Source organism: Lacrimispora xylanolytica, from assembly GCF_026723765.1.
GTDB classification, from domain to species: Bacteria; Bacillota; Clostridia; order Lachnospirales; family Lachnospiraceae; genus Lacrimispora; species Lacrimispora xylanolytica.
Genome location: NZ_CP113524.1, coordinates 2,038,604 through 2,054,962, shown reverse-complemented (window position 1 = coordinate 2,054,962; position 16,359 = coordinate 2,038,604). Strand labels below are relative to the sequence as shown.

General features: G+C 42.4%; 16 protein-coding genes. 3 read left to right on the top strand and 13 right to left on the bottom strand.

Features of this window, described 5'->3' with window-relative positions:
- The first annotated feature begins 153 nt into the window (after positions 1 to 153).
- Positions 154 to 990, top strand: a complete 837-nt coding sequence (locus tag OW255_RS09720) for a YihY/virulence factor BrkB family protein (protein WP_268116462.1) — start codon at positions 154 to 156, stop codon at positions 988 to 990.
- 53 nt (positions 991 to 1,043) lie between these two features.
- On the opposite strand, the gene cysK is transcribed toward OW255_RS09720, so the two are convergent.
- The 5 genes from cysK to OW255_RS09695 all read right to left on the bottom strand — a co-directional run bounded on the left by cysK (position 1,044) and on the right by OW255_RS09695 (position 5,455).
- Entirely contained in the window at positions 1,044 to 1,973 is a 930-nt protein-coding gene (gene cysK / locus OW255_RS09715) for a cysteine synthase A (RefSeq protein WP_268116461.1), read from the bottom strand.
- A gap of 38 nt (positions 1,974 to 2,011) precedes the next feature.
- Positions 2,012 to 3,508: a carboxypeptidase M32 gene (locus OW255_RS09710; protein ID WP_268116460.1), complete on the bottom strand. Its 1,497-nt coding sequence runs from the start codon at positions 3,506 to 3,508 to the stop codon at positions 2,012 to 2,014.
- Positions 3,509 to 3,588: 80 nt separating this feature from the next.
- Positions 3,589 to 4,665 (bottom strand): 5'-3' exonuclease, encoded by a 1,077-nt coding sequence (locus OW255_RS09705; protein WP_268116459.1) that lies wholly within the window; start codon positions 4,663 to 4,665, stop codon positions 3,589 to 3,591.
- 34 nt (positions 4,666 to 4,699) lie between these two features.
- Positions 4,700 to 4,933 carry a hypothetical protein gene (locus OW255_RS09700; RefSeq protein ID WP_268116458.1) on the bottom strand — a complete coding sequence of 78 codons (234 nt, stop codon included), beginning with the start codon at positions 4,931 to 4,933 and terminating at the stop codon, positions 4,700 to 4,702.
- Positions 4,934 to 4,957: 24 nt separating this feature from the next.
- Positions 4,958 to 5,455 carry a macro domain-containing protein gene (locus tag OW255_RS09695; protein WP_024836116.1) on the bottom strand — a complete coding sequence of 166 codons (498 nt, stop codon included), beginning with the start codon at positions 5,453 to 5,455 and terminating at the stop codon, positions 4,958 to 4,960.
- Between the two features lie 183 nt (positions 5,456 to 5,638).
- Here OW255_RS09695 and OW255_RS09690 point away from each other — a divergent pair, with 183 nt between their 5' ends.
- Positions 5,639 to 6,460 (top strand): chemotaxis protein CheW, encoded by an 822-nt coding sequence (locus OW255_RS09690; protein ID WP_268116457.1) that lies wholly within the window; start codon positions 5,639 to 5,641, stop codon positions 6,458 to 6,460.
- Positions 6,461 to 6,530: 70 nt separating this feature from the next.
- Here the strand turns inward: OW255_RS09690 and OW255_RS09685 are convergent, their stop codons facing one another.
- From OW255_RS09685 to ruvA, 7 genes are all read right to left on the bottom strand, one after another.
- Complete coding sequence (locus OW255_RS09685) at positions 6,531 to 6,983, bottom strand: NUDIX hydrolase (RefSeq protein WP_002603763.1); 453 nt, start codon at positions 6,981 to 6,983, stop codon at positions 6,531 to 6,533.
- 136 nt (positions 6,984 to 7,119) lie between these two features.
- Complete coding sequence (locus OW255_RS09680) at positions 7,120 to 8,544, bottom strand: peptidoglycan D,D-transpeptidase FtsI family protein (RefSeq protein ID WP_268116456.1); 1,425 nt, start codon at positions 8,542 to 8,544, stop codon at positions 7,120 to 7,122.
- On the bottom strand, positions 8,534 to 9,853 hold the full coding sequence (locus OW255_RS09675; RefSeq protein WP_268116455.1) for an FtsW/RodA/SpoVE family cell cycle protein: 1,320 nt from the start codon (positions 9,851 to 9,853) through the stop codon (positions 8,534 to 8,536). The genes OW255_RS09680 and OW255_RS09675 overlap by 11 nt, the downstream gene beginning before the upstream one ends.
- A gap of 7 nt (positions 9,854 to 9,860) precedes the next feature.
- Positions 9,861 to 11,993 carry a U32 family peptidase gene (locus tag OW255_RS09670; protein WP_268116595.1) on the bottom strand — a complete coding sequence of 711 codons (2,133 nt, stop codon included), beginning with the start codon at positions 11,991 to 11,993 and terminating at the stop codon, positions 9,861 to 9,863.
- Between the two features lie 120 nt (positions 11,994 to 12,113).
- Positions 12,114 to 12,461: a cell division protein ZapA gene (locus OW255_RS09665; protein WP_268116454.1), complete on the bottom strand. Its 348-nt coding sequence runs from the start codon at positions 12,459 to 12,461 to the stop codon at positions 12,114 to 12,116.
- Positions 12,462 to 12,542: 81 nt separating this feature from the next.
- Positions 12,543 to 13,541: a Holliday junction branch migration DNA helicase RuvB gene (gene ruvB, locus OW255_RS09660; protein WP_268116453.1), complete on the bottom strand. Its 999-nt coding sequence runs from the start codon at positions 13,539 to 13,541 to the stop codon at positions 12,543 to 12,545.
- A gap of 20 nt (positions 13,542 to 13,561) precedes the next feature.
- On the bottom strand, positions 13,562 to 14,167 hold the full coding sequence (gene ruvA, locus OW255_RS09655; RefSeq protein ID WP_268116594.1) for a Holliday junction branch migration protein RuvA: 606 nt from the start codon (positions 14,165 to 14,167) through the stop codon (positions 13,562 to 13,564).
- A gap of 162 nt (positions 14,168 to 14,329) precedes the next feature.
- On the opposite strand from ruvA, the gene OW255_RS09650 reads away from it, so the two are divergent.
- Positions 14,330 to 15,424, top strand: coding sequence for a ribonuclease H-like domain-containing protein (locus tag OW255_RS09650; protein WP_268116452.1), 1,095 nt, complete (start codon positions 14,330 to 14,332; stop codon positions 15,422 to 15,424).
- A 1-nt stretch (position 15,425) separates the two neighbouring features.
- Here OW255_RS09650 and OW255_RS09645 read toward each other — a convergent pair whose 3' ends face one another.
- Positions 15,426 to 16,235 carry an AraC family transcriptional regulator gene (locus OW255_RS09645; RefSeq protein WP_268116451.1) on the bottom strand — a complete coding sequence of 270 codons (810 nt, stop codon included), beginning with the start codon at positions 16,233 to 16,235 and terminating at the stop codon, positions 15,426 to 15,428.
- Positions 16,236 to 16,359 lie beyond the last annotated feature (124 nt).

The window sequence follows — 16,359 nt, the reverse complement described above, 5'->3', positions numbered from 1 at the left end:
CATTCATTCTATAAGTACAGGCATCTTTTGTCAATTCCATGAATTAAAATCCTTTGAAATACTTTAAAAAGAGGTGCCTTGATATTTTTTTTGTCCCATGCTAATATGCTTATACAAGTAACTCTGATACGGGTTTCTTTGAAAGGAGATTTTATGGTTCGTTTTCTTTTGCGCTGTAAGGAAATAAATGATAAATATAACAGAGATGAAATGACCGTGTACGCTGCCCAGGCTTCCTTCTTTTCCATCATCGCTGCATTTCCCTTTTTAATGCTTTTACTAGCCTTGGTTCAGTTCATACCTCCCATTACAAAAGCCAATCTCCTGCAGCTGGTGATTACCGTGGTACCAAACACACTGGAAATGAACAGCGTAATTGTAAATGTAATTGATGATTTATATACCGCCACTCCGGTAGCTGTACTTTCTGTCTCAGCTTTAGCCGCCTTATGGTCATCATCCCGGGGAATGTTAAGCATTGAAAAAGGGCTAAACCGGGTGTTTGGACAGCAGAAAAAAAGAGGATATCTTATGACCCGTATTATATGCACTGGATATACCATTGTATTTATGATTATCTGCATCTTATCCCTGGTACTCTTGGTGCTTGGTAATTCCATTCAAAGTTTTCTATACCGTCACTTTCCCGTAATTGGCGAGATCACTCAATATATTATCACCTTCCGGTCCATGCTGATTCTTATTCTGACCGTATGCTTTGCGCTGGTCTATACCTATGTACCGTCTAAAAAACAACATTTTTTAAGACAGTTCCCTGGAGCGGTTTTTTCCACTGTAGGCTGGATATCGTTCTCATTTATTTTTTCTATCTATTTTAATAATTTCGGAAACTTTTCCGTAACATATGGAGGACTTACAGCGATTGTACTTTTAATGCTGTGGCTTTATACTTGTATATGCATTCTCTTCTTTGGTGCAGAAATAAATTATTTTTATTCGGAGTATCGGGAAGACCAAAAAAATTCGTAAGAAAAACCAGGGTCGAACAACCGCCACCCTGGTTTTAATTTTGCTCGATTCAATTAACTGAATAGAGGCGTTGATAAGTACCGGTCACCTGTATCAGGTAATATCACAACGATTCTCTTTCCTGCATTCTCAGGCTGCTTTGCCAGTCTGGCAGCTGCCCATACCGCAGCTGCAGAGGAGATTCCCACCAGGATTCCCTCCATCTTAGCAATATCTTTTCCAGTCGCATAGGCATCTGAATTTTCCACAGTTATAATCTCATCATAAATCTCTGTATTTAATATAGAAGGAACGAATCCTGCCCCGATTCCCTGAATGCCGTGAGGACCTGGATTACCGCCGGAAAGCACTGGAGATCCTGCTGGCTCAACTCCCACGATTCTAATCTCTGGATTCTGGCTCTTTAAATATTCTCCAGCTCCCGTTATGGTTCCGCCAGTCCCAATACCAGCAACAAAAATGTCCACCTTACCATCGGTATCCCGCCAGATCTCCGGGCCAGTTGTTTCCCGATGGGCTTTGACATTGGACTGATTGTCAAACTGCCCCAGTATCACAGAGTTTGGAATTTCTTTTTGTAATTCCTCTGCTTTTGCAATGGCACCCTTCATTCCCTTGGTTCCTTCTGTCAGTACAATTTCTGCACCGTATGCTTTTAATAAATTTCTTCGCTCTACGCTCATCGTCTCAGGCATGGTTAGGATGGCACGATAGCCTTTAGCAGCCGCAATGCTTGCGATTCCAATTCCGGTATTGCCTGATGTGGGTTCGATGATCGTTGCTCCTGGCTTTAAAATTCCATTCTTCTCAGCATCATCAATCATAAAGAAAGCCGCCCGGTCTTTGACGCTGCCGGCAGGATTAAAATACTCCAGCTTAGCAAGTAAGACCGCCGAAAGCTCATGATTCTTTTGGAAATTACAAAATTCAACCAATGGAGTGTTACCGATTAGTTCCAATGCACTTTTTTTAATATTTTCCATGATATCCCCCTCCTTTTTAATACCTGACTGATAAGAACTTATGACAGTTCGTACAGCTTGCTGTATTTTTCCTTCAGATACCGTATGAAATATTCAGGATTAAAGTCTTCCCCTGTTACATCCTTTAAAATCTCACGGCTGGTTTTCATCTTACCGAACTGGTGTACGTTCTCCTTCAAATAATTGCGGATTACATCTATCCTCTCAGTTCTAAGTAATTCATCAAAATCCATTTCCTTTTGCATATGGTAGTAAAGCTGTGCACCAAACGCATTTCCCAGGGCATAAGATGGGAAATATCCGAACATTCCCTGAGACCAATGGATGTCCTGAAGAATTCCTTCGGATGGATTTTCCGGTCTGACTCCTAAATATTCCTCGTATTTATCCGCCCACAACTCTGGAAGCTTCTCTAAATCAATATCCTCTTCCACAATCATCTTTTCAATTTCATAACGAATCATAATATGGAGACTATAGGTAAGCTCGTCAGCCTCTGTACGGATAAAGCTTGGCTCTACTTTGTTAATCGCTTCCACGAACTGCTCAAGCGGAATCTTTTTCAGTTTATCCGGGTATAACTCTACCAGCTTTCCATAGATTGGCTCCCAGAACGCTTCCTTCCGGCCGATGATGTTTTCAAAGAATCTGGACTGGGATTCATGGACTCCCATAGAGGTTCCCTGTCCTACCGGCGTCTGGGTGATATCATCTCTGATTCCCAGCTCATAAAGGCCATGGCCGGCTTCATGAATCACAGAGAACATGGAACTGTCCATCTTATCATGATAGCTGGTAGTAATTCTTACATCGTGGTTGTGAAGGTTTGTGGTAAATGGATGGGCGCTTTCAGACAGAACCCCCTTATGAAAATCAAATCCAACATATTCAGCAAGAAATTCTGCCATCTCCTTCTGTTTCTCTACTGGATATCCACCAACCAGGAAGGAGTTATCAATTTCTTTTCCATTTTCTTTAATTTCTTTTAAAAGGGGTACAATTCCTTCTTTCAGCTGACTGAAGAATTCATCAAGAAGCTCTGAATTAAAATCCTTCTCATGTTCATTCAGCATTACATCGTAAAGCTTCTGGTCGTCTTTTTTACGATAGGAAGCAAATTTCTTTTTAAAGGAAATGACTTTTTCAAGGGTAGGTGCAAAGGAATCAAAATCTTCGCTTTTTTTGGCTTTTGTCCAGACTCTGACTGCATCTGCCACCAGCTGAGCATTCTCCCTGTATTCCTCAGAGGGGACACAGATCAAATCCTCTCTTGCTTCTCTCGCCCCTTTTACGATAGCCTGCTCCACATCGGAAAGGCCTTCTTCTTTTTCACAGGCTTCAATGGCTTTTCCCATCTCATCCCCTGTGATGATACGATAATATTCTTCAGATAAAACACCAATCACCCGATTGGTATAAGAACTGGCATCTTCTGGTGCCAAAGTTTCATTATCCCACTCAAAAAGTACAAGTGCTGTTTGTAACGCCATGGTTCTCTCTAGGAGAGAAGATAACACTTCATAAGTTTTTTTCATAATTACGTTCTCCTTCATAGATATAAGGCATATTCTTTATGAGTGTGTCCAAAGGGTCAGAAAAAATACTTTTTAAGACTTTACATTCCTGTTCCAAAAATGGAAGCCTCTTTGATATCAAGCTTCGCCAACCACTGACGGACCTTATCTTCTTCATAGAAATCGGAAGAAAATGAGGCAAGGGAAAGCTCAATGGGAATGTCGGTTTTCATCGTTGCTAATGCTTTTGACATGAGAGCCGCCTTTTCCCCGCATAATTCTTCCTCGCTGGTCTTAGTCAGGGCTTTATATGGAGAGCGTGAGATTTTCAGCTCATTTTTCCAAAAATCCTGTAATTCTTTCAAGCGCTTTTTATCTTCTTCCACTTCATGAATCGCCCGGTAAATTTCCTCTACCGTTCCATATTCACGAAGAAGCAAGGGAGCTGCACTGCTGACACCTTTCACTCCGGGAATATTATCTGATGAATCTCCCTGAATGCCTTTTAAATCCGCAATCTGCTCTGGTCTCACTCCTTCTTCGTAGAAGACAGTATCAGACGTATATTCAAATACCTTCTCCGGGAGATTTACATCCTCTTTTTTTATACGATAGAAGGAATAATACTTTTTATAAAGTTCATCCGCTTTTTCCTGGCGTGACTGCACCATCCAGGCACGGACATTGTACTCGTCACTTACCAGCTGAAGGTAATCGTGGTCCTTCGTAAGAACGACCATTGGAATCTCTTCCCTGAATTTCATGACCAGGCTTCCAGCATAATCATCTGCTTCATACCGGTCGCAGCAAAGTACCTGAAATCCCACCTCCTCTAGAATCTGCTCCATCAGCGCAAATTGATGTTTCAGTGGCTCTGGTGTCACTCCTCTTGTTCCTTTGTATTCCGAATACATCTCCCTGCGGAAGGTATCCCTGGTTTTATCAAATACAAAAGCGATATGGTCCGGCTGCTGTTTTTTCATCAGAGAGACTATCATCTTAAGCATACCAAAAATGGCGTTGGTATAAGTGCCATCTTTCGCGTGAAGGATCTTGTCATAATGTCTCTGCTTTTCTTCTTCCGTCTTTGCAAACATGATTTCTCTTGGCAAGACTGCATAATAGCAGGTGGACAGCATGGAAGAGCCGTCAATTACTACAAATTTTCTTTCTGACATGTAATTCTCCATTCTTTCCTGATGTTATTTATGATCAGGTAAAATATTGCTGTAAATCTGTTTCATTTCTGGCACCCAGACGTTTCATAATTTCCTTTCGCTCCTGACCAGACAGTCCCTTCCAAAGCTTTTGCACACGAGGGTCTGAAAAACCAATATAGGGAACTCCATTCACATCACATTCGTAGGATGATAAGTAATGATTGAGCGCACTCCACTCTACGTAAAAGGTATTAATGCTGCGGCTCAAAGAGCTTACTTTTGCCATGTTCTTTCCTCCCGGATAAAACCTTTATTTCACTGTTTCATGATTCCAAATCTGAACTTCACCTTCATAGCCTTCAAAGACCTGCTCCAGGATCCCTTTCACTGTTTCCCAGTCGCCTCCGGCATTGCCGCATCCAATCTTATATGGAAACGCTACTTTCTCCTGTTTCTTTCTTACGTCCAGGAAATCACGAATCTCCTGAAACGCTTTTTCCAGAGCTTTATAATCCGTATAGAGACCGTTTTTTCCATAATCATCTTGTCCATAAAGATTAGCAATGAGAAACCACCGGTCGTCCTTTTCCACCAGCTGAGCCGAAACGCGGCCAAGAAGCTCCGCGGTTCTTCCTCCCGCCTGTTCCTGCCACTGTTTTGTTAATATCTTATAAGTTTTCTCTACCTCTGGAAACAATTTTTTTATCTGCCCATTCAGTCCTTTTTCGAATACCCCCCGACAATTTACCTGATGGCAGATCACATCTGCATCAGAAGTAAAAATATCTCCTTCGTAGTACTTTATCATTCTTTTCCCTCCAAACAATGAGATCCAATATCCAGTAACATTATACCCTGATTTTCCAGTTATTCATAGTCTTATCAGAAAGTTTTAATATATAATTTTCCGTAAAAGAGATTGAACTATATGACAATACGTTCTATAATAAAGAAGTATTAATACAAAAGAAAAAGGTAAGGTGCTATTATAATGGAAAATGAGATCAAATGTCCATACATCATATTTAAACTATCTGGGTCTCTTTACTGTATTGACAGCAGATATGTATCTACGATTGTACAGCTTCCAGAGTACAATACGATACCTGCTGCACCCGCCAATGTAACCGGCATGTTCAAATACAGAGACCAGGTCATCCAGATGCTGGATTTGCGAATCACCTTTGGGATGAAATCCATTTTCAGCGAATACAGTGAATTTGAAGAGATGATTGATGCAAGAAAACAGGATCATATCAACTGGGTTCGTGAATTTGAGCGCTACATAACAGAAGGTGGTGTATTTACGCTTGCCAAAGACTCCCATCAATGTGCTCTTGGCAGATGGTACGACCGATTTACTACGGATAACCAATCTGTAATGTCTCATCTTCGTAAGATGGAAGAGCCTCATGAAAAACTTCACCATTCCGCGTTTGAAGCAGAAGACTGCATGAAAAACCTTGAAGGGGAAGAACTTAAGCTTCAATTAGATCAAATATTAAAGATGGCAAAAGAAACTTACATGCCCGAGATCTTAGCACTATTGGATCAGTCAAAGGAAGTTTTCCGGTCATCCCTCTTTAAAGAGATGGTTCTTATTCTTGACAATACCAGCTGGGGAATCGTAGTGGATGAAATAGTCGCAGTTGAGGATCTTGAGATAATTGCAGATAGAAAGCAGGATCCAATGATTAACCGCTCCTCTTTTATTAACAATGTTATGGAAAGCAGCAAACGGGAAGGGCTGATTTTCGAACTGAGTACCAAGAGTCTCATTACGAAGTTAGAAGAACTGGAAACAACGTTCTAATGAATATCTCTTATATATTTGCAAAGAGCCGAAAAAGTCATAACGACTTCTCCGGCTCTTTGCATTCCGTTCAGAAATATTTTTTATTGCCCCAAAGGTTACTCTTCTTCAGATCCAGATATTCATTATAAGCCTTCTCCAGAATCTGCTTTTCATTGGAAAATTTCAGAAGATGATACGCTTCATGGAACTTGTAATATCCTGAATCAATAAAGTATTCTTCCCGCTGTGGTTTACTGTAATAGCTGTCGGCCATCATCAGATACCAGTGTACATCCTTCTCCACCATATCCTGGGGTGTGTTAAAAGAGTACTGGCTCTTGCCGATGTACTTGATAATAGACGCACTAACCCCTGTCTCTTCCTTCACTTCACGGAGCGCTGTCTCTTTATACTCTTCACCCGCTTCTACTGTTCCCTTTGGCAAAACCCAACCTTCATACTTGTTTTTGTAATTCTTATATAAAACCAGAATTTTACCTCGAAAAATAACCACACCGCCACAACTCGTTGCTTCTATCATTGCAATTCCTCCAGAGTGAACCGGACATCTATAAAAATTTCCGATTTTGGTGTGTCTCACAGACTGGCTATAGTATACCTCTTTTTCACCTCTTATGCAAGTCTGTAATCTTCAAAACCATATATCATATCTTGCATCATCTGGAAAAATATAAGTCAAAAAGAGCTCTGGCAATGGGTGCGGCTGCCTGTCCGCCGGAACCGCCTTCTTCTACGATTACGCTGATCACTACTTTTGGGTGCTCCACCGGAGCAAATCCGATGAACCACGCGTGTGTTTCTTTCGCTTTTTCAAATTCTGCAGAACCTGTTTTTCCTGCTACCGTATAGGATTTGGTACGAAGGGCAGAGCCGGTTCCGTCTGTCACCACGGCCTTCATATATTCGGTCAATGCCGCCGATTCCTCTGCGGTCATTAGGTTTCCGTAGGACTGAGGCATGAACTTCTTTACAACATCTCCTCCCACGCTTTCTACACGGTCAATCAAATATGGCTTCATAAGCGTACCACCGTTTGCTATGGCGGCAGTCATCATGGCATTGTGAATGGGAGTGATCTGGGTCTGGCCCTGACCGATGGATGTCTGAAGAATCTGCCAGGTTTCAGCTCCGCTTTCCATAGAATAAGAGCTTTTACTGTAGGGAATGGACAGAGGCAGTTCTTTATTAAACAATAGTTGTTCCGAGGTATTCTTTAAGCTATTTAAATTCAGGGAAAGACCCAGGTTTGAAAAAGCACCGTTACAGGAATTGGCAAATGCCTGAATCAGATTCTGGTGTCCATGTGCTGTTCCATGGTAACACTTAATGGAATATTCTCCATTTTTATATACGCCGTTACAATCAAAGGTATAATCTCCGTAGTTAGACGGATTCTCCCTCATGTATTCCAGAGCTGTCACCACCTTAAAGGTAGATCCAGGCGGATACAGCCCCTGGGTGGCACGGTTTAACAGCTGACCAGAGGTATTCTCTTCCGCTACCAGATGATTCCAGTCTGCAAGCAGTGTATTGGGATTATAATCCGGCTTTGATACCATGGCCAGAATCTTTCCTGTATCCGGCTCCATGACGACCACAGCTCCGTTTCTCTTACCCAGTGCATCATAAGCAGCCTTCTGGATATCTAAATCAAGGGTAGTGACTACATTATCTCCCTTGTTCTTCACAGAAGACAATTCATTAAAGACCTGTTCCAGCATATTTACATGGCTGGTAAGCAGGTAAAAGTTAGAAAGAGCCTCAAGTCCTGTCTTTCCATTGGTGGAATATCCCACCACATGAGAAAAGAGAGAATCATAAGGATAAAATCTGGATTCATTTCCTTCCCCATCTACATTGGTCTGGGCAAGTACCCTTCCATCACTGCTTCGTATCTCACCTCTGACCACCCGGTCGGCAAAGCTGTCAAGTCTTGCATTATAGGAATTGTTAATCACAGCATCACTTTTCGCAAAAAGAAAGTAACCATAATAAGCAGAAAGCCCTGCAAACAGGAGAACAATTCCATAGGTGAGTATGAGCATATGACGATTTGCTTTTGGATTTGGATTACTCTTCATCTTCTTCCTCTTCATTGCGTTTCAAAATATAAAGTCCCTGGATGATACCAAAGATAATAAATGTACTTAAAATGGAGCTTCCTCCATAGCTGACTAGGGGCAGTGTCACACCTGTAGAGGGGATAAACTTTGTCACTCCACCTACAGTCAAAAACACCTGGAAAATATAGATGGTTCCCAGCCCAAATGCAATCAGCTTATAAAACACTGCCTGCATCTTACTGGCGATCATCATAAACTGCAAAAAGCATCCAAGACAGATTAACAGGATGCATAAGGCAAATACAGCTCCCAGTTCTTCGGATATGGCAGAGAATATAAAATCCTTTTCCACTACAGGAATTTTTCTTGGCATTCCCCGATAAAGCCCCATACCGAACCAGCCACCGGTTCCAATTGCAAACAGAGACTGGGTAATCTGATAACCTTTTCCCGCTATGTCAGACCAGGGATTCAGCCATGCCATGACTCTTGTCCGAACGTGGCCAAATATCTGATAGGCCAGCAGGGAGGCCACAGAACCGCCTCCGATTCCAGCCAGAAGGTAGAGCCATTTTCCAGTGGCAACAAAAAGCATGAACACATATGCCACAAAGAAAATCAGGGCACTTCCCAGATCCTTTGAAATGACAAGAATCAAAACATGAATAGAAGCTACTGCTGACACAGTCATCACGGTCTTAAAATCGGTAGACCGGTAAAACATAGTGGCAATAAAAAATACATAGCTTATTTTTACAAACTCTGAGGGCTGAATGGAAAAATCTCCCACCCCAAGTGAGAGCTGGGCTCCAAAGCTGCTGGTACCTGCGATGCATACAATTCCCAGAAGAATAATACCTCCGATGCCGTAAATCCAGGGAATCCGACTTAGCTGCCATACCCGGTCGATGACAAATGGTATAATCCAGGTGATCACAGCTGCCGCCACGACAATTACAAACTGCTTCATCGCCCGGTCAAAGGAAAGCCTTGTGAGCATGATAAAGCCCACAGCCAGAAGCATGCACATATTGTTTACCAAAAGCCTGGATACATTTCTGTAAAACAACCGATACAAAAATAGATATAGCAAAAAGAACAAAACCTGAGCCAGATAAAATACCAGTATTCTCTCGTCCTTTGTTTCAAACCAAGTGATAACATAAGCCAGCAAATGAATCAGAAACATGGAGAAATTCTGGCGCCTGCAGATTTTCTTTTTTTTGCGTTCGTCCTTTGCGGAAAAAATATGAAAGTTTAAAAATGTATACAGTGCGATCAATAGTATCATCAGATATCTTGACACATCGATTATTAGATTAATCATATATCACCTACTCTACGCCGCGCTTAAAATGACCTCGTGTAAATTCTTCAAAAGGAAGTTCTCGTTTCTCTCCCTGATAAAATTCTCCCAAATAATACTGGATCACTGCTTTTGTCTGCTCCTTATCCTCGGTTGTAAACTGAAGTCTCAAAGAGGACGGAGCCAGTGACTTAATTCCCTCGTCAAAGCCATGGAGAGATACTGGAGCGGAATTATAAATCGTATTATAGCAGAAGGTACAATGGTTTCTAACGGGAAATTCTTTTCCCATACGATCCTTCATCATAAGAACTCCTGGAATTTTATCACATTGCTCCACACCCTGATGGATACACTGTGCCGTTACCATCATGGGTAATCGCCCGTATACCAGAAGTTCTCCCGGAACACTTAGCTTTCCCAGTTCCCGGTTGTTTAATTCTACCGGCCAGGTAAGCTCATCGGCTCCTAAATCCGAATACAACTCCTGAGCCCGGCTGTTCATCCCATACATACCAAAATCAAAAATCAGCTTTCCGCCCATGTCTTTTTGCTTTAAATATGCGACCTCTTCCAGGGAACGGATGAGAAAACCGTCAAAAGAAGCCTCTTTAAGCTCTTTTTTATACTTATCTAAGAACTGCTCTGCTCTTGTCCTGAAAATATGAGGCATAGTAAGCATGCATTCTTTCCCGTTCTTATGACACAGCTCCACATAAGACTTCCAGCGTTCTGGTTCAAACTCCGCAGCATCGATATAGATGCGGCTTACCCGCGGACTATTGGCAGCGGTTTCCAGACAATCCGGCCGTTCCAGGGATACTGTCAGCTTACAATCTTCTCCTGACTTAAGATCAGCCTTCGTTGTTCCTTCTTGTTTTACAGCCTCTTTCCGGTCTTCCCTTCTATACTGGCTTAATATCGCTTTTTCTATCTCCTCAAGACCTCTTCTTCGAAGATCATTTAAGGACTGAACAGGAAGAAAGCAATTTCCTGTCACATGAATCTCAAGGTTCTCAAAATAAAAAGGCGTATTTCCTGTCTTATCAAGCTGTTTTTTTATCTTTTCCTCTGTCATCGGCTGATTCTGTGCCTTTTGAACCAAATCACCAGTAACCGTAACTTCATGTCCGCAGGCTTCCAGTAAAAGACATGCAGCCTGTCCTTCTTCTAAAAAGGCCTGTCCATGAACCGCTTCTTTGACCTGCTTTTCCACATAATTTTCATCCAGGAAATCAAACAATGCCTGATTGCCTTCCCGGAAGGACGGTTTTTCTTTCCATACCACCATGTCCCTTCCATTATGCTTTTTGTAATATCCATCAGTCTGGCCGCCCCGGTCAAATAAGTCCAAAAGCGCCTTACGGTCTTCCTCTTTGATGTGGTATCCTTCCCGTCCCTGGCTCAAATACAGGTCTGTATATTTACGGTAAATGCTTACGACTCCAGCTGTATACCTGGGGCTCTTCATTCTGCCTTCAATTTTCATGGAATAAACACCCGCTTCAATCATATCCGGAATAATATCGAGGGTGCTTAAATCCTTAAGGCTTAAAACGTAACGATCTTCTTTTTTTCCAATGACCTTTCCGCCTTTTTTTACCTCATAAGGCAGACGACAGGTCTGGGCGCATCTTCCTCTGTTGCCGCTTCGCCCACCAATTAAACTGCTGAAAAGACATTGCCCCGAATAGCAGTAGCAAAGAGCCCCATGAACAAAGCTTTCAATCTCAACATCCACATTGTCATGAATCTGTTTGATTTCCCGCAGAGATATCTCCCTGGCAGTGACCACTCTCTCGGCTCCCAAATCTTTTAAGATACCGGCGCCATATGCTCCTGTAGTGCTCATCTGTGTGCTTGCATGAATGGCAAGATCCGGGAAATTCTCCTTAATAAAAGAAAATACCCCCATATCCTGAACAATCGCAGCATCAAGTCCCTGTCTGTAATAAGGAAGAAGATAATCAAATAAATCTCCCATCTCCTGTTCCTTCATGAGTGTATTGACCGTTAGATAGAGCTTTCTTCCGTGAAGATGCACATAGTCTATTGCCTCTAATAGCTTGTCCTCTTCCGGATTCTGCGCAAACGCTCTCGCTCCAAACCGGCTTCCCCCCATATATACAGCATCAGCCCCTGCTGCAACTGCTGCTTTCATGCTTTCAAACGATCCTGCCGGAGCTAGGATCTCAACTGCTTTTTTCACATATGCCTCCTGTTTGCCTCTATTGATGAAAGAGAGGATGTCATGGCAGCGCCATAAAACATCCCCTCGTAATTATTCCTTCTTTGCCTCTGAAAGTTCGTGCTTTGCTGCTTCAAGCTTCATCTGAGTCGCCACCAGCTCATGCTTTAAGCTGTAGGTCTCCTTCTCCATCTCTGCCTTTTGCTGTTCCAATCTGGCAATCTGCTCTCTGGCTTTAAAATAATCATCCGCCATATTAAGCTCTATCATGACATTCTGGTACTCTGCACTTTGCTTTGTAAATCCCTCCTGGCGTTTTAGGGTCAGGATCATCTCATTGATATAACTTGCCAGGCGCTGAATGTATCCCTCTTCTTCACTTCCGGCTAATGTATAAATTTTGCCATCTATTAAAACTTCTGTATTGTGTTTGGAATCCATGTTTTTTCTCCTGTTATCATTTGCTCTTTCTTTACTATATCACACTTTATAAAGTTAGGAAAGTTCTAAAATTCAGGCAGGTCATGGTTCCAGAGAGATTCCAAGATGCTCATAAGCCCGTTCCGTTGCCACCCGTCCCCTTGAGGTACGGTTTAAAAACCCATTCATTAAAAGGTAGGGTTCGTATACATCTTCCAGCGTGCCTGCATCTTCCCCTAAAGCCGCTGCAAGTGTATCAAGGCCCACCGGGCCTCCTGAAAACTTCTCAATCATTGTGGTTAAGATGGCGCGGTCATTGTAATCCAGTCCAAACTTATCCACATCCAGGATATCGAGGGCAAAATCAGCCACCTCTTTGGTAATCACACCATCATATTTCACCTGGGCAAAATCACGGACTCTCTTTAAAAGGCGGTTTGCAAGTCTGGGAGTCCCTCTGGAACGTTTGGCGATCTCTGCTGCTCCCTCTTCCTCAATTTCAACATTAAGAACTCTGGCAGAACGGCAGACTATGACCTTTAACTCCTGAGGGGTATAAAACTCCAGCTTTTGAACCACACCGAAACGGTCCCGCAGCGGTGCTGTTAAAAGTCCCGCTCTTGTGGTTGCTCCTACCAGAGTAAATCTTGGCAGATCCAGTCTTATGGATCTTGCTGCAGAATCTTTTCCCAGCATAATATCAATGGCAAAGTCCTCCATAGCCGGGTATAGAACCTCTTCCACCTGCCGGTTCAGCCGGTGAATCTCATCTACGAACAGCACATCGCCTTCCTGGAGATTATTTAAAATAGCTGCAATCTCTCCTGGCTTTTCAATGGCCGGACCTGAGGTCACCTTCATATTCACCCCCATCTCATTGGCAATGATGCCGGAAAGAGTGGTCTTACCAAGACCAGGAGGTCCGTAGAATAACACGTGATCCAAAGATTCCCCTCTGGCTTTGGCGGCCTCAATATACACTTTCAGATTGTTTCGGATTTTTTCCTGTCCAATATATTCATTCAGACTCCCAGGCCTTAAGTTCGGCTCGATCTGCTTGTCTTCTTCCGTTATCTCTGTGGTTATAATTCTTCGTTCCATCTTATACTTTACCCGTCATTTTATAGAAAAGCCAAATGTTTTAAGGATGCCTTAAGCACATCTTCTGCTGTCATGGATTCTGTTAGTTCCACTTTTTTCACAGCCCGTCCCGCTTCCGACGCCGTATAGCCAAGAGCAGTAAGGGCTTCTATGGCTTCCCCGGCCACTTCGCCAAGAGATGCAGAATCATTGATGGTTTCAGCAAACACCGGTAGCACATCTGCCATATCCACCTTGTCCTTTAAATCAAGGATAATTCTCTGAGCTGTCTTTGCTCCCACACCTGGTGCCTTGGAAATTGCCTTGGCATCTCCGCATACAATGGCTCTTCTTAAATCATCAGGAGACAGTGCTGAGAGTACTCCTAAGGCTCCCTTGGGCCCAATTCCGTTGACGCTTATGAGCTGTTTGAACATCTGCAGATCCTGGCGGCTTAAAAAGCCGTATAAGCACATCGCATCCTCTCTTACCTGAAAATATGTATAAAGCTTAACTTCTTTGCCGATTCCAGGTAGTTTTTGAAGTACGGATACTGGAACGTGTACTTCGTAGCCCATGTTCCCGCATTCTATCACTACCGTATCCTCAAACAACTCCACAAGCGGTCCTTTTACATAAGATATCAAATCTGTCTGTCTCCTTTTGGCTCCTGTATTCGTAATTAATGTTTTTATCATAGCATAAGGTCTGTTGTTATGCAAGGGTATCATCGAACAAATATTCTGTTTTCGTTGACGGACAGGCGGCATTCCGCTATAATATTGGTGAAAGAAAGGACGGCATCATTTATGATTACCCTACATAAAACCATAGAATTTCAGGAGACTTATCCGCTTGAGAGAATCGGCAGGAAAGAGGAGCTTCTGTTCTTTGATATAGAAACAACCGGTTTTTCCGGAGAATACTCCACCCTATATTTGATTGGCTGCGTCTATTATGAGAAAGGCTGCTGGAATTTAGTTCAGTGGTTCGCTGATACTCTGGAAGCGGAGCAGGAGCTCCTTCACACCTTTTTTGAGTTTTTAAAAGGCTTTTCCAAAGTGATTCATTTTAATGGAGATGGCTTTGATCTGCCATATCTGTTAAAGCGCTGCCGAGCCTACGGACTGCCCTATGATTTTTCTCACGTAGACAGCTTTGATATTTATAGGAAGATACGCCCTTACCGGGAACTCCTTGGGCTGACAAGCATGAAGCAGAAAGCAATCGAAGCTTTTTTAAAGATTCAGCGAGAGGACCTATATTCCGGGGGACAGTTGATTGAGGTATACAAAGATTATTTAATGACCCATGAATCATTTTTATTTGATCTGCTGATTCTTCATAATGAGGATGATTTAAAGGGCATGCCCCTGATTCTTCCCATATTAAGCTATCCGGATTTTCTGGAACATAAATTTCATCTGGAGAATCAGGAGCTTATAAGCCAGCCGGATATCTTTGGACGGGAGCATCAGTCCCTTAAGCTGGTCTGTAAAAATGGGTTTTCTGTCCCAACAGGCTTTCAAAGATCCAATTCTGTATTTAGTCTGGAGGCAGAAGGAGAACTTCTAAGTATTACCGTGGACTTATTTGAAGGAGAACTAAAGTATTTTTACCCGGATTATAAAAATTACTATTATCTGATTTACGAGGATAAAGCCATACATAAAAGTGTTGCCGAGTACGTTGATAAAGAGGCCAGAAAAAAGGCAACTGCCAAAACCTGCTATACCCGCCAGACTGGTCTATATCTTCCTCAATTTTCTCCCTTATGGTCCCCATGTCTTCAGATGGAGCACAAAGATAAGATTACCTACGTTCCTTTCCACATGAATTTGTTTCAGGATGAACAAAAGTCAAGCCTTTATATCAGCCACGTATTAGATGTCCTTGGCCGGTAGATTATATCATCCCCTGCATGTTTCTATAAGCTCTTGGTGCAACGCCTTTTATCTTCTTAAATGCATCTCCAAAGTAATTTCCATCTCCAAATCCGCATTCCACAGCAATCTCTGTGATGGATTTGGAGGTGTTCAAAAGAAGCTCCGAAGCCTCCCGAATTCTGATATTTGTCAGATATTCCTTATATCCAAATCCAGTGACTGCCTTGAATTTTCTGGAAAAATAAGCGGGGCTCATATGGATTCTGTCTGCCACCTCTTCCAGTGTGATCTGGCTGGAATAATGATTGTAAATATATTCTGCCGCTTCTTCGATGGCTTTCTCTGCTACTCCAAGCTTTACTGGCTCCGGTTTCGTCTCCTGGCATCTTGATAAGAAAACAAGGAATTCGTACAGGTAATTATGCATCATAAAACGGGAATACCCATCCTGACCTGCCGCCTCATATTCCATCTTCTTGATTAGTTCTTCTGCAAAGGCTTGTCTGCCTGCCGGTATGGAAACCTTGGAACTTCGAAACACATAATCCGCCAATTCATTCCCACATTGTTTTATAAAGGGCTCCAAATATTCTCTGTCAAAGCTTAAAGTAATCCGTTCATTGACTGGACTGGAGTAATGGGTCGTCCGGTGGATTTCGCCTGGAGCAATCAGTATCAGATCCCCAGGCTCAATGTAATAAAGTGTATGATTGATAATGATTCTACAATGTCCTGATACCAGATAGAACAGCTCATAACATGGATGCCAGTGACTGGCTGCCATGTTAAATTCAAAGGAACGCTTTGTCCTGCTAATAATAAATTCCATATTCCTTTATGCTCCTGTTAAATAACCTTCCCATTGTGTAAATGAACAAATTATCTGTAGAATCTATGGATTCTGACAGATAATTCGTAGTTTTCCTTCTTATATTACGTTATAATATAGAGGA

Excerpts from the sequence above, each read along its gene's own strand:
- OW255_RS09720 (WP_268116462.1), top strand. The coding sequence starts at position 154 with ATGGTTCGTTTTCTTTTGCGCTGTAAGGAAATAAATGATAAATATAAC.
- cysK (WP_268116461.1), bottom strand. The coding sequence starts at position 1,973 with ATGGAAAATATTAAAAAAAGTGCATTGGAACTAATCGGTAACACTCCA.
- OW255_RS09710 (WP_268116460.1), bottom strand. The coding sequence starts at position 3,508 with ATGAAAAAAACTTATGAAGTGTTATCTTCTCTCCTAGAGAGAACCATG.
- OW255_RS09705 (WP_268116459.1), bottom strand. The coding sequence starts at position 4,665 with ATGTCAGAAAGAAAATTTGTAGTAATTGACGGCTCTTCCATGCTGTCC.
- OW255_RS09700 (WP_268116458.1), bottom strand. The coding sequence starts at position 4,933 with ATGGCAAAAGTAAGCTCTTTGAGCCGCAGCATTAATACCTTTTACGTA.
- OW255_RS09695 (WP_024836116.1), bottom strand. The coding sequence starts at position 5,455 with ATGATAAAGTACTACGAAGGAGATATTTTTACTTCTGATGCAGATGTG.
- OW255_RS09690 (WP_268116457.1), top strand. The coding sequence starts at position 5,639 with ATGGAAAATGAGATCAAATGTCCATACATCATATTTAAACTATCTGGG.
- OW255_RS09685 (WP_002603763.1), bottom strand. The coding sequence starts at position 6,983 with ATGATAGAAGCAACGAGTTGTGGCGGTGTGGTTATTTTTCGAGGTAAA.
- OW255_RS09680 (WP_268116456.1), bottom strand. The coding sequence starts at position 8,544 with ATGAAGAGTAATCCAAATCCAAAAGCAAATCGTCATATGCTCATACTC.
- OW255_RS09675 (WP_268116455.1), bottom strand. The coding sequence starts at position 9,853 with ATGATTAATCTAATAATCGATGTGTCAAGATATCTGATGATACTATTG.
- OW255_RS09670 (WP_268116595.1), bottom strand. The coding sequence starts at position 11,993 with ATGAAAGCAGCAGTTGCAGCAGGGGCTGATGCTGTATATATGGGGGGA.
- OW255_RS09665 (WP_268116454.1), bottom strand. The coding sequence starts at position 12,461 with ATGGATTCCAAACACAATACAGAAGTTTTAATAGATGGCAAAATTTAT.
- ruvB (WP_268116453.1), bottom strand. The coding sequence starts at position 13,541 with ATGGAACGAAGAATTATAACCACAGAGATAACGGAAGAAGACAAGCAG.
- OW255_RS09650 (WP_268116452.1), top strand. The coding sequence starts at position 14,330 with ATGATTACCCTACATAAAACCATAGAATTTCAGGAGACTTATCCGCTT.
- OW255_RS09645 (WP_268116451.1), bottom strand. The coding sequence starts at position 16,235 with ATGGAATTTATTATTAGCAGGACAAAGCGTTCCTTTGAATTTAACATG.